Genomic DNA, 12564 nt, shown 5'->3' with positions numbered 1-12564 from the left:
TCAATCGTGACGCTCGGTACGCCGAACCGGGACCTCGCCGCCCGTCTCCCCCCACCAGCGGGCGAGAGCGCCGGCCCGGCTGACCGCGCGCAACCGCCGCTCGGTCGCGCGCCGGTCGGCGGTCGTCGTCACCACCAGGAACTGGTCGCCGACCCGGAACCGGGTGTGCTCGTCCGGCACCGAGCTCCGGCCGTTCCGGACCAGCAGCGTCACCACGGCGCCGTCCGGGAGGCGCAGGTCGGTCACCCAGACGCCGGCCAGGTGCGACCGCGGCGGGATCGCCACCGCGAGCAGGTCGGCCCGCAGTTCGTCCAGCGGCGCCGCCTCCACGACGACGTCCCGGGCCTCGTCCGGCGCGGTGACGCCCAGCCGCCGGGCCAGGAACGGCAGCGTCGGCGCCTGTACCAGCGTGAAGATCAGCACGAGCAGGAAGACGACGTCGAACAGCCCGGCCCGCCCGGCCAGCGGCGCCACCGCCGGGATCGTCGCGAGCACGATCGGCACGGCCCCGCGCAGGCCGGCCCACGACAGGAACGCCTGTTCACGCCAGGGCAATCGGAACGGCCAGGCCGACAGCAGCACCGACAGCGGACGCCCGAGCAGTAGCAGCGCCAGCCCGACCACCAGCGCCGGCACCAGCGCGTCGTCGAGACGGTCGGGGCTGGCCAGCAGGCCGAGCAGCACGAACAGCCCGATCTGGGCCACCCAGGCCAGGCCCTCGGCGAACCCGAGCGTCGCGTTCCGGTGCGGTAGCGACGCGTTGCCGAGCACCAGCCCGCCGACGTACACGGCCAGGAACCCGCTCGCGTGCAGCAGCCCGGCGGCTCCGAACGCGAGCAGCGGGATCGCGATCGCGCTCACCGGGTACAGCCCGGACGCCGGGAGCGCGATCCGGTTCAGCAGCCACTGGCCCGCGAACCCGACGATCAGTCCGATCAGCGCACCGGCGACGAGTTCGTAGGCGACGAGCCCGCCCACCTCCCAGACCGACGACGACTCCCAGGCGTCCGAAGCCACGACCGTCACCAGAATGACGGTGGGTGGGTCGTTGAAGCCGGACTCGGCTTCCAGCGTGGCGCTCAGCCGACGCCGGAGGGGCAGCCGGCGCAGCACCGAGAACACCGCCGCGGCGTCGGTCGACGACACGACCGCACCGATCAGGATGCCCAGCCGCCAGTCGAAGCCCAGCGCGTAGTGGGCGCAGACCGCGATCACCGTGACGCTGGCCAGCACCCCGACGGTCGAGAGCATGGCGGAAAGCCAGACCACCGGACGGATGTCGTGCCACCGGGTGGTCAGGCCGCCCTCGGCGAGGATGATCGCCAGCGCGGCGAAGCCCGCGATCTGGGTGGCCTCCGCGTCGTCGAACCGGATGCCGAGGCCGGCTTCGCCCAGCGCGAGACCCACCAGGAGGAACGCCAGCAGGCCAGGGATTCCCACCCGGGACGCGATGCGCACCGCGATGACGGCGGCGAGCAGCACCGCCGCCCCGCCGAGGAGGTAGACATTGAGCAGGTCCATTGACCGTAGGCTCTACCATCCGACGGCACGGTGAGCACATCCGGCCACGCCGGACACGTATGCTGCTCGTGCTGTTACGGAGTTTTGTCTTCCTTGTTCCCATTGCTGAAACTAGCCTTAAGGGCATGGGATCGCGGGGCAAAGACAGGCGTGTCAGGCTTTTCGCAATTGCCCTATGTGGATTGCTGACCGGCGTCGTGATCGCCGCCGCCGCGTTCCCGGTCGTCGCGGTGACCGGGCTGACCGCGAAGTCGGCCTCGGACGAGTTCGAGAACCTGCCCAGCGATCTGGCCGCCCCGCCGCTCCCGCAGACGTCGTACCTGCTGGCCTCCGACGGCTCGCCGATCACGTCGTTCTACGCCGAGAACCGCACGCCGCTCTCGATCTCCCAGATCCCGCAGATGATGCAGGACGCGATCGTGGCCGCCGAGGACGCGCGGTTCTACAAGCACAACGGCATCGACGCGCCGGGCATCATCCGGGCGTTCGTCCGCAACCAGCAGGCCGGTGACATCCAGCAGGGTGCCTCGACGCTCACCCAGCAGTACGTCCGGAACGTGCTCTCGTACGCCGCGAACACCGTGACCGAGCGCCGGATCGCGACCGAGGACACGGTCGGCCGGAAGGTCCGCGAGGCGCGGTACGCGATCGCGCTGGAGAAGCAGCTGACCAAGCAGCAGATCCTCGAGCGGTATCTGAACATCGCGTTCTACGGCAACGGCGGTTACGGCATCGGCTCGGCCGCCCAGCGGTACTTCTCCAAGACGCCCGAGCAACTGACGCTGGCCGAGGCCGCGATGCTCGCGGGCATGGTCCGCAGCCCGACGTCCTACGACCCGATCAGCGGGGACGCGGGCGCCGCCCAGACCCGCCGGAACTACGTCCTGACCCGGATGGCCGACCTGGGCTACATCACCCGCGCCCAGGCCGTCGAGGCGGCCGCGACCAAGCTGGTGCTGCACCCGAAGAAGCCGCAGGGCTCCTGCGTGAACGGCAACCCGCTCTACGGCTTCTACTGCGACTGGTTCCTGGACTGGTGGAAGTCGAACCCGGCGTTCGGCCGCAACCGCACCGAGCGCGAGCAGAACCTGAAGACCGGCGGCTACAAGATCGTCACCGCGCTCGACCCGGCCAGCCAGCGGGCCGCGCAGAAGGCGGTCGACCAGGAGGTCAGCCGGTCGAGCAACTTCGCCACCGGCATCGTCCTCGAGCAGCCCGGCACCGGACGGGTCACCGCGATGGCGATCAACCGCACCTACAGCCTGAAGAAGAACCCGGGGGGCAAGTCGGCCCCGAACACCGTGAACCCGCTGCTCACCGGCACCAACGTCTCCCCCGGCTACCAGGCCGGTTCGACGTTCAAGCTGTTCACGCTGGCGGCGGCGCTGGAGAAGGGTTATCCGCTCGGCACGAAGATCTACTCGCCGGGGCGGATCAAGACCCAGTTCCGCAACGCGAGCGGGCCGGTGGCCTGCGACGGCGACTACTGGTGCCCGAAGAACGCCGCCGGGCGGATGACCGGCACCCACACGATGTGGTCGGGCTTCGGCGAGTCCGTGAACACGTACTTCGTCCAGCTGGAGGAACGCGTCGGGGTGAAAAACGCGGTCAACATGGCCGAGCGCCTCGGCGTGACGTTCCGCTCCAGCGTCGACTACGACCAGCGCAACGCCGTGCAGACCAACCCGAACGCCTGGGGGTCGTTCACGCTGGGCACGGCGTTGGTCACCCCGCTCGACATGGCTACCGCCTACGCGACGATCGCGGCCCGCGGCAAGCGCTGCGACCCGACCCCGCTGCTCTCGCTGGCCGACCGCAACGGACGCCAGATCGCGTTCGGCAACCCGACCTGCAAACAGGTGCTCGCCCCCGACATCGCGGACGCGGTGGCCGACGCCGCCCGCTGCCCGGTCGGCGACGACGCGGCCGGGGGGTGCTCCAGGAAGAACGGGGTGACCGCCGGGCGGGTCGGCGGCGCGTTCGTCCGGCCGATCGCCGGCAAGTCCGGTACGACCGACGAGAACAAGGCGGCCTGGTTCGTCGGCTTCACGCCGAACCTCGCGGCGGCGGTGTTCTTCTCCGATCCCGACAACCCGTCGAAACGTCCGGTGCCGAACTACCGCGTGCCGGCCTCGGTGTTCATCAAGACCATGCAGACGGCGCTGAGCACCGTGCCGCCCAAGAACTTCGTCGCGCCGTCCACGCTGCGCAAATACGGCCCCGACGGGTCACCTCCGACGCTCAAGAGCGACCCGAGCGTCGGTGGCGGACCGGTGGATCCGGACCAGCAGCGTCGTGACCGCGAGCGCCGGCGGGACCGCGACCGGGATCGCGATACCCGCAGCGGCGACCAGGGTGACGACAACGAGGACGAGGACGACGGCGGCACCGCGCCGCCGCGCGGCAACGCCCGCACACCCACGCCGGGCCGCACGAACTGAGTTGCTTTCCTACTCGATCGATGTGAAAACTCGGCCCGGTCGGGTCACAATGCTTCCATGACGCTGCCGGACTTCCTCGTCGTCGGCGTGCCGAAGGCCGGGACGACGGCCCTGCACGCCGCACTGGTGCACCATCCGGAGTTGTACCTGTCCGCGGTGAAGGAGCCGAAGTACTTCCTGTCGGACGGCCCGCCCCCCACCGAGGGTGGGCCCGGCGACGCGGAGACGTACCTCGAGCACGTCTGGCGGCGGGCCGACTACGAGGCGCTGTTCGCCCCGGCCCCACCGGGCACGCTGACCGGCGAGGCGACCCCGTTCTACCTGTACGACCTCGGCGCGCAGGCCCGGATCAAGCGCGCGATCCCGGACGCGAAGCTGATCGTCGTGCTGCGCAACCCGGTCGATCGCGCCCACTCGAACTGGTACCACCTGTGGGACGCCGGCCTGGAGCCCGAGTCCGACTTCGTGGCCGCGTGCGAGGCCGAACCGGCGCGCACGGCGGCCGGGTGGGCCCATTTCTGGCACTACCTCGCCCAGGGACGCTACGGCGAGCAGCTCCGGCACCTCTACACGCTGTTCGAGCGCGAGCAGGTCCTGCTGATGCGCTACCGCGACCTGCGCGACGAACCGGCCGAGACGCTGGACCGGGTCTGCGGGTTCCTCGGCGTCCGCACCGGGGTGCTGACCGAGATCCCGTCGAGGAACGTCAAGGGCCCGCGTCCGCGGGTGACGTTGCGCGAGCGCGCCACGATCACGCCGTACTTCACCGACGACGTCGAGTTACTCGAGAAAGTGACCGGAGAGTCGTACCAGGACTGGTTGGAAGCCTGAGGAGGCAGCACGCGTGATACCCCGTTGGGACGGAGCGACCGTCGTCGTCGAGCCACCGGACACCCGGACCGGATCCTGGGCCGGAGCTCCCAGCGCGGTGCTCGCCGACGGCGCGTTCTACCTGGCTTACCGGCTGCGGCTGCCGATCGGCGCGGGCCGCGGCTACGCGAACGTGATCGCGCGCTCGGACGACGGTGTGCACTTCGAACCGGTCGCCGAGGTGCGACGCGAGGAGTTCGATTCGGACTCGCTGGAACGTCCCGCGCTGCTCCGGGCCCCGGACGGGCGCTGGCGCCTGTACGTCAGCGTCGCCACGCCGGGCACGAAGCACTGGCGGGTCGTGCTGCTCGAGGCCGACACCCCGGAGAAGCTGCCGCTGGCCACGCCGCGGACCGTGCTGCCGGGCGACGAGACGGTCGGCGTGAAGGATCCGGTGGTCGTGCACGCGGCCGGCCGGTGGCACCTCTGGGCGTCCTGCCACCCGCTGGAGTCCGACGAGCACGCCGACCGGATGACCACCGAGTACGCGACCGGTCCGGACGGTGTCGAGTGGACCTGGCAGGGCACGGCGCTGGCCGGGCGCGCGGGTGAGTGGGACGCACGGGGCGTGCGGTTCTCCTCGGTCCTGGTCACCGGAACCGACGCGGTGGCCCTCTACGACGGGCGGGCGACCGCGGAGGAGAACTGGGAAGAGGCCACCGGTCTGGCGCGCGGCCGGCTCGGCGGAAACGGACTGTTCACGGCGTTCACCGCCGATCCGCGCCCGCCGACGCGATCCCCGTTCGCGCCCGGCGGGCTGAGGTACGTCTCGGTCGTGCCGCTGCCCGGCGGCGGTACCCGCGTCTACTACGAGGGCACGCGCGCCGACGGGTCACACGAGCTGCGGACCGAGCTGCTCTAGTTCGCCGCTGCTCTAGTTCGCCGAGATGTCGACGACGACCTGATCGGCGGTGATCGACTGGACGCTCACGTTGAAGCCTTCGGACTGGGCGTCCTGCCCGACCGGAACCGTCACCTGCTGGCCGGCGACCTCCACGGTCGCCTGGCTGTTCCGGACGTTCACCAGCTTGGCCTCGACGCCCAGCACCGACACGCTGGCGTCGACCCCACGCTGGAACGTGATCGTGCACGAGTTGAGGTCGCAGTTGGTCTGGGAGTTGTCTCCGCCGCATCCGGCGAGGAGCCCCACAGCGAGCACGGCGGCAGCAGTGAGGGCGCCGAGACGGCGGCGGGCTGCGTCGATGCTGGTCATGGCCCCAGTGTAAGAAGTCAGCTCAACACCGGGTGGTTGCTGCGGACAACGCCGAACGGGTCCCGCGCCCGCTTGATCGCGCGCAGCCGGGCGAGCACGTCGGGCGGGAACGCCGCGACCGGGCTCTCTTCCGACCCGAGGAACGTGAAGAAGATCCGCCCGCTGGCGTGCGGGGCCAGCGCCTGCGCCAGCAGCCCGTGGTGCGTCTCGATCTGCTCGGCCATGCCGGGGCCCATCGGCATGCCGATCGCGTTCAGGCTGAACTTCTCGTCGAGATCCCCCACCGCGCCGCCACCCGCCACCCGGCGGGCCAGCGCCCCGCCCAGGTGCCGCAGTTGCACCGAGGCGAGCGGTGACCCGCTGTGCGGCCCGGCCAGCCCGAGAAGCGTGTCGGCCGCGTCGTCGGTGAGGTCGGGCAGCAGCGCCGCGTACTCCATCGCCGGCACCGGGTCGAGCGGCTCGGCCGCGACCGATCCCAGGTCCGCGACCTGCAGCGTCCCGACCGTGTCGAGCAGCGCCCCCGGCACCGCGAGCAGCCGCGCCAGCAACTCGCGGCCACGGATCAGCCCGCCCAGGTAGGTCGCGTCCACGGCCACCATCGCCCGCCCGCGCAGGAACTCCGGCAGCTCCGGGATCGGCGGGAAGCGCAGCAGCGTGTACCAGACGCTCAGCTCGTCCGGCGCGGCGGCGACCGTCTCCCGGTACGCCTCCAGCACCGCGGCCGCCTGCTCGACCGGCCACAGCAGCCGCCCGCCGTAGAGCAGCGGCGCCGGGTGCAGGTCGAACTCGAGCTCGGTGACCAGAGCGAAGTCGCCGCCGCCTCCGCGTAGCGCCCAGAACAGCTCCGGGTCGCTCGCGGCGTCGACGCGGTAGCGCTCGCCGGTGGCGTCCACCACCTCGGCCGACCGGACCGCGTTCGCGGCGAAACCGTACTTCCGGCCGAACCAGGAGAGCCCGCCACCGAGCGTGAAGCCGACCACGCTCGGGCCGGTGGAGCTACCGGCGAGGCCGGTGAGCCCGTGCGCTCCGGCGCGGGAAAGCACGTCGGCCCAGCCGGCTCCGGCGGCGACGCGGGCCGTCCGGGCGACCGGATCCACCGCGACACCGCGCAGCCCACCGGTGCGCAGCAGGATCGTGTCGCGCAGCGCGGTCGTCGCGCCGTGGCCGACCGGCTGGGCCGCGACCGAGAGGCCGTTTCGGGCCGCGTACCGCACGGTCGCGGCGACGTCGGAGGCGTCCGATGCGAGGACGACCGCCCGCACCTCCTGCTGGATCCGCAGGTTCCACGGACGCCGGGCCACCTCCCACCCGGAGTCACCCGGCGTGAGTACCTGTCCGCGCACCACGTGGGCCAGGTCGTGTCCGACCGTGTCGGCGGTGATCATCGTTCGTCCCCCACTGCTCCGTTGTTTCGACGATCGGAACAGTGCGGGAACCCGCTTGGCGGCGACTTGATCCCCACTTGGGACGCCGGGCGCCCTAGCCGGATCCAAGTCGCGCCCAAGCCGCCGCCGGGATCCTCGGGACCGTGACTGCGGACATGCTGCTGTTGCGGATCTCCCCGCCGGCGGCCCCGGGACCGGCCGCCGCTCTGCTGAGGCGTTGCCTTCCGGACGCGGAGTTCGGTCCGGGCCGCTGGTACCTCCTGGTCGACGTCGCCGCCGAGGACCCGCACCAGGCACTGGCTGCGGCGCTCGTGCGTCCGGAGAACGGTCTCGCCCGGTTGATCGCGATCGCCGTGGAGCCCGGGCAGCGCGGCCGCGGCCTGGGCGCCCGGCTCCTGGCCGACGTCCGGCGCAGCGTCCACGCTGCCGGTGAGGTGCTCGAGTTACGTACCGACGCCGATGGGCGATTGACGAACATCCTGCCCGGGCTCGGCTTTGCGGAGGATCCCGAGCCCGGGGACGGCAGTTACGCTGCCGAGGCTGGGGGGCGTCCGGTGCGTTGGCTGTCCCGCGACATCTGACGGAGGACCGATGCCGGGACAGCTCGATTTCCGGTTACTCGGTCCGCTGGTGGTGGTCGACGCCGCCGGGCGTCCGGTCGAGATCGGTCCCCGCAAAGAGCGCGCGATCCTGGCGATGCTGCTCATCACCCCCGGTGAGGTCCTGCCGCTCGACCGGCTGATCGACCAGCTCTGGGCGGACGAGCCCCCGTCGAGCGCGACCGGCACGCTGCAGGCCTACATCTCCCAGCTACGCCGGGCGCTGGAGCCCGATCGAGCTCCGCGCACCCCGCCGCGCACGCTGCTCACCCGTGAGCCGGGGTACCTGCTCGACATCGACCCCGCGCAGGTGGACCTCGTCCGCTTCACCCGCGACGTGGACGCCGGGCGGCAGGCGCTGAACGCGGGTGATCCGGCCGGGGCGGACGAGCACTTCCGGGCGTCGGTGGCGCACTGGCGCGGTTCGGCGCTGCAGGACTTCTCCGATCTGGCGTTCGCCCAGCCCACGATCACCCGGATGCACGAGGAGCACCTGGTCTCGCACGAGTTGCAGATCGAGGCCTGGCTCGCGCTCGGGCGGCACGCCGAGGCGGTGCTCAAGCTGGAGCAGATCGTGGCACGGCACCGGTTCCGGGAACGGTTCTGGGCGCTGCTCGCGCTCGGCCTGTACCGCAGCGGACGCCAGGCCGACGCGCTCGGCGCGCTCCAGCGCGTCCGGTCGCTACTCGCCGACGAGCTGGGCCTGGACCCGGGCCCGGAACTCCGCGACGTCGAGTCCAAGATCCTCCGCCAAGACCCCTCCCTCGACCTCCCGGCGCTCCCCGCGTCCCGAGTCACCGTCACCCGGCCGGATCCCCGCCTCCACACCCGGCCGGCCGCGCCGCCCCACGGCGCGGCCGACCTCCCGTCACCGGTCGACTCACCCGCGCAGGCCGCGGGTGGCGCCGGCGCCACCAACGACTCGCCGCCCGGGATCGGGGCGCTCGCCGCCATTCCGGCGCAGCCGCACGCGAGTCGGCCGGCGGCCGAGCCGCGGCCGGCGGCGCCCCCGCCGGCGGGCCACGGGGCGCTGCCGCTGATCGCACGGGACTTCCAGCTGGGCTGGATCACCAGCCGGTTGGAGGAGCTGCCCCGCGGCCGCGGTGGCGTGATCCTCCTCACCGGCGAGGCCGGGGTCGGCAAGACCCGGCTGGCCCGGGCCGCGACCGACACCGCTGCCGGCCTGGGTATCGGCGCCGCCTGGGGCCGCTGCGTCGAGAGCAGCGCCTCCCCGGCGTTCTGGCCCTGGCTCCAGGTCCTCGAATCCTCCGGCGCCGAGGCCGCGCTCGGCCTGCTCACGGGCGCGACCCCCACTCCGGATGAAGACCCCGACGCCGCGCGTTTCCAGCTGCACGCCGGTGTCGCCAACGCACTGCTCTCCGGCGACGCCCCGGCGCTGATCGTCATCGAGGACCTGCAATGGGCCGACGCGTCCTCCCTGGAGCTCCTCGCGTTCGTCGCCGGTGAGCTCCACCGCTCCCCGACGCTGATCCTGGTGACGCTCCGCCAGGAACCGGGCGACCAGGCCGCCACCCTGCACCACACGCTCGGAGACGTGGCCCGCCAGCCCGGCGTCGAGCGGATCAGCGTCCATCCGTTCTCGGCCGGTGACGTCGAGCAGTACCTGGCCGCCCAGCAGGTCGAGGCCACCCCCGGCCTGGTACGGGTCCTGCACGACCGCACCGGCGGCAACCCGTTCTATCTCGGCGAACTGCTCCGCCTGCTGAACAGCGAACACCCGGCGGCCCTGGCCGGCAGCACCCCGACCGAGGCCGCCGCCTCCGCGGTGCCGGCCGGGGTGCGCGAGGTCATCGACCGCCGGGTCGCCCGGCTCCCGCAAGACACCCAGGCGCTGCTGCGCGCCGCCGCGGTCGGCGGCCGCGACATCGACGTCGACGTGCTCCAGGCCGTGATGGAGCTGGACGACGAGCGGGTGCTGACGCTGCTCGAGCCCGCGGTCGCCAGCGGATTGGTGGAGGAGCTGCCCGACGGCTGGGACTACCGGTTCGCGCACGCGCTGGTCAGGGACGCGCTCTACGTCGGGCTCAGCCGCCTGCAGCGCGCCCGCCTGCACCGCCGGGTCGGCGAGGCGCTGGAGCCCCGCGCCGCCGACCGGCCGGCCGAACTCGCTCACCACTTCGGCCTGGCCGCCCGCGTCGGCAGCAGCGCGAAGGCCGTCCGGTACGCGATGCTCGCGGCCCGCCAGGCCGCCGGCCAGCGCGCCCACCCGGAGGCGGTCGAGTTCTGGGAACTCGCGCTCGCCGCGCTCGAGAGGAACGGGCCGGTCCGCCGCCGCGACCTGCTCATCGACCTCGGGCGGGCCCGCCGGGCGTGCAGCGACACCGAAGGCGCCCGCCAGGCGCTCGACGAGGCCGTCCAGCTCGCACTGGCCGACGGCGACGAGAACGCGGTCATCGAGGCGGTCACGGTGTTCGGCGGCGTCACCGCCTGGAACTGGCGGCCCTACGGCGTCGTCGACGAGCGCATGGTGCAGATCCTCCGCGACCGGGTGGACGCTCCCGGGCTCACCGACGCGCAGCGGGCCGCGATGCTGGGGACGCTCGGCGTCGAGCTGTACTACGGGCCGCAGCGGGCCGAAGGCGAGCAGCACGCGGCCCGCGCGGTCGGCCTGGCGCGACCGCTGAACGACCCGGCGCTACTCGGGCAGACACTGAACAACTACTACATCGCCGCCTGGATCCCGGAACGGGAAGCCGAACGCACCCGGGCCACGACCGAGGCGATCGCGCTGCCCGGCCTGCCGAGGCCGCACGAGCTCGTCGCCCGGATCCACCGGATGGGCAACCTGATGCGGGCCGGCGACCTGCCCGGTTTCGACGCCGACCTGGCGCGCGCCCGCGAGCTGGCCGGCGAGGTCGACCGGCCCGAGCTCGACGGCGTGCTGCGGTTCGCCGAGGCCACCCGCACGATGCTGGCAGGACGCTACGAGGAGGGCGAGCGGCTCTCCGCGGAGGCGCTCGAGTTCCATCACCGCACCAGCCTCTGGGGCGGCGAACTGCCGCACCTCGTCCAGCTGTTCACCAGCCGCCGGGCCCAGGGACGCTCGGGCGAAGCGCTGGAGAAGCTGCTGGAGTACGCCGGCAAACCCGCTTTCGAGGTGTTGCGACCGGCGACTATCCTGGCGGCGGTCGAAGGGGGCGACGAGGGGTACGCCCGCCGGCTGATCGGCCGCTGGGGCACCACGATCAAGTCCAACTGGGCGACGGACTTCCTGCTCGTGCAGTGGGCGCTGGTCGGGGCCCAGCTCGGGACGCCCGACCCGGAGGCGGTGCTCGCCGAGCTGATGCCGTACGGCGACTGGCTGGCCACGCTGGGGACGTCCGGCACGTGCTGGGGGTCGACGCACCACCACATCGCGGCCGTCCTGGCCGCGCTCGGCCGCACCGACGAGGCCCGGGGCCACGCGGGCAAGGCGCTCGCCGTCCATCAGTCGCTCGGATTCCCCACGCTGGCCCAGCGCACCGACAACCTCCTCGCCCAGCTCTCCTAGAGGGCTGGGTCCAGGGGCGCGGCCATCTATCCGGGCGCCGGCGCGGCCGGCTCCCCCTGGGGCAGCGGGCGCCAGCGGTCGGGCTCGGCCGGATCCGGGCGGCCCACCCGCAGCGCTTCCAGCTGCGCGGCGAACGCCAGCCCCAGAAACAGCGCGATCGACGTCAGCTGGGCCCACAGCAGCAGCGCGATGATCGCGGTCAGCGGCCCGTACGTCGCCCCGAACGACCCGCTGCCCTGGACGTACAACGCCAGGCCCAGCGTCGCCACCAGCCACAGCACGGTCGACACCCCGGCCCCGAACACCAGCCACGACATGCCGGGCTGCCGCCGCCGCGGCGCCTGCTCGAACAGCAGCGCGATCGACACGACCGTGAGCACCAGCCCGATCGGCCACCGGACGACGTCCCAGGTGGTCTCGATCCACCCGGGCCAGCCGGTCTCGGCGACCACCGCGTCGCCGAACGGCTCCCCGGCCACCAGCACCAGGAACCCGCCGAACGCCGGTAGCCCGGCGACCAGCGAGAGCACCACGGCCCGGACGTACTTGCGCAGCGCGGGCCGGTCTCGCTCCACCCCGTACATCCGGTTCGCGCCGCGCTCGACCTGCGCCATCGCGGTCGCCAGCGCCGCCATCCCGGTGATCAGCCCGAGCACCAGCGCGAACTCGCCCGTATCTTCGGCCGACTCGCCGCCGCCCAGCGTCTGCTGCACCAGCGCGTCGCTGCTGCCCGGAGTGAGCTCCAGCACGGTGTCGGCGACGATCTTGCCGCCCTTCTCCGCGCCCAGGTCGGCGGCCAGGCCGGTCAGCGCGATCAGGAACGGCACCGCGGCCAGGCAGAGCTGGAACGCCAGCGCGCGCGAGTGGCTGAACCCGTCGCCGTACCGGAACCGGACGAACGCGTCGCGGAGCAGGTGCCACCGCCCGTACTGGCGCAGCGTCTCCCACGCGTCGTCGGCCGAGAGCTCCTCGTCGCCCATCAGCCTGGTTTCCGGAACCCGGTTGGTGCTGCTCACGCTCCCAT

9 protein-coding genes are annotated in these 12564 nt (G+C 72.6%); 5 read left to right on the top strand and 4 right to left on the bottom strand.

What is annotated here, in order from left to right; all coding sequences use genetic code 11:
- Positions 1-1521, bottom strand: a complete 1521-nt coding sequence (locus ACIBZJ_RS23095; protein WP_395932762.1) for a potassium/proton antiporter — start codon at positions 1519-1521, stop codon at positions 1-3.
- A gap of 182 nt (positions 1522-1703) precedes the next feature.
- Between ACIBZJ_RS23095 and ACIBZJ_RS23090 the strand changes: the two genes are divergently transcribed.
- From ACIBZJ_RS23090 to ACIBZJ_RS23080, 3 genes are read left to right on the top strand one after another with little or no spacing between them, the layout of a single operon-like run.
- Positions 1704-3962: a transglycosylase domain-containing protein gene (locus tag ACIBZJ_RS23090; RefSeq protein WP_395932760.1), complete on the top strand. Its 2259-nt coding sequence runs from the start codon at positions 1704-1706 to the stop codon at positions 3960-3962.
- A 57-nt stretch (positions 3963-4019) separates the two neighbouring features.
- Positions 4020-4793, top strand: a complete 774-nt coding sequence (locus ACIBZJ_RS23085; RefSeq protein ID WP_395932758.1) for a sulfotransferase family protein — start codon at positions 4020-4022, stop codon at positions 4791-4793.
- 13 nt (positions 4794-4806) lie between these two features.
- Positions 4807-5694 carry a hypothetical protein gene (locus tag ACIBZJ_RS23080; RefSeq protein ID WP_395932756.1) on the top strand — a complete coding sequence of 296 codons (888 nt, stop codon included), beginning with the start codon at positions 4807-4809 and terminating at the stop codon, positions 5692-5694.
- 12 nt (positions 5695-5706) lie between these two features.
- On the opposite strand, the gene ACIBZJ_RS23075 is transcribed toward ACIBZJ_RS23080, so the two are convergent.
- Positions 5707-6045 (bottom strand): hypothetical protein, encoded by a 339-nt coding sequence (locus ACIBZJ_RS23075; RefSeq protein WP_395932754.1) that lies wholly within the window; start codon positions 6043-6045, stop codon positions 5707-5709.
- Between the two features lie 17 nt (positions 6046-6062).
- Positions 6063-7430 carry an FAD-binding oxidoreductase gene (locus tag ACIBZJ_RS23070; RefSeq protein WP_395932752.1) on the bottom strand — a complete coding sequence of 456 codons (1368 nt, stop codon included), beginning with the start codon at positions 7428-7430 and terminating at the stop codon, positions 6063-6065.
- A gap of 143 nt (positions 7431-7573) precedes the next feature.
- Between ACIBZJ_RS23070 and ACIBZJ_RS23065 the strand changes: the two genes are divergently transcribed.
- Positions 7574-8011: a GNAT family N-acetyltransferase gene (locus ACIBZJ_RS23065; RefSeq protein WP_395932750.1), complete on the top strand. Its 438-nt coding sequence runs from the start codon at positions 7574-7576 to the stop codon at positions 8009-8011.
- Positions 8012-8021: 10 nt separating this feature from the next.
- Entirely contained in the window at positions 8022-11540 is a 3519-nt protein-coding gene (locus tag ACIBZJ_RS23060) for a BTAD domain-containing putative transcriptional regulator (protein ID WP_395932748.1), read from the top strand.
- Positions 11541-11566: 26 nt separating this feature from the next.
- On the opposite strand, the gene ACIBZJ_RS23055 is transcribed toward ACIBZJ_RS23060, so the two are convergent.
- Positions 11567-12556 (bottom strand): YihY/virulence factor BrkB family protein, encoded by a 990-nt coding sequence (locus tag ACIBZJ_RS23055; protein ID WP_395932746.1) that lies wholly within the window; start codon positions 12554-12556, stop codon positions 11567-11569.
- Positions 12557-12564 lie beyond the last annotated feature (8 nt).

The sequence above is a fragment of the Cryptosporangium sp. NPDC051539 genome (assembly GCF_044454545.1).
Taxonomy (GTDB): Bacteria; Actinomycetota; Actinomycetes; order Mycobacteriales; family Cryptosporangiaceae; genus Cryptosporangium.
Note: the sequence above shows the minus strand (reverse complement) of the source record. Positions and strands in the feature narration are given on the sequence as shown.

What these genes read in the sequence shown, in the direction of transcription:
- ACIBZJ_RS23085 (WP_395932758.1), top strand. Translation starts at nt 4,020, where the DNA reads ATGACGCTGCCGGACTTCCTCGTCGTCGGCGTGCCGAAGGCCGGGACG.
- ACIBZJ_RS23075 (WP_395932754.1), bottom strand. Translation starts at nt 6,045, where the DNA reads ATGACCAGCATCGACGCAGCCCGCCGCCGTCTCGGCGCCCTCACTGCT.
- ACIBZJ_RS23070 (WP_395932752.1), bottom strand. Translation starts at nt 7,430, where the DNA reads ATGATCACCGCCGACACGGTCGGACACGACCTGGCCCACGTGGTGCGC.
- ACIBZJ_RS23095 (WP_395932762.1), bottom strand. Translation starts at nt 1,521, where the DNA reads ATGGACCTGCTCAATGTCTACCTCCTCGGCGGGGCGGCGGTGCTGCTC.
- ACIBZJ_RS23060 (WP_395932748.1), top strand. Translation starts at nt 8,022, where the DNA reads ATGCCGGGACAGCTCGATTTCCGGTTACTCGGTCCGCTGGTGGTGGTC.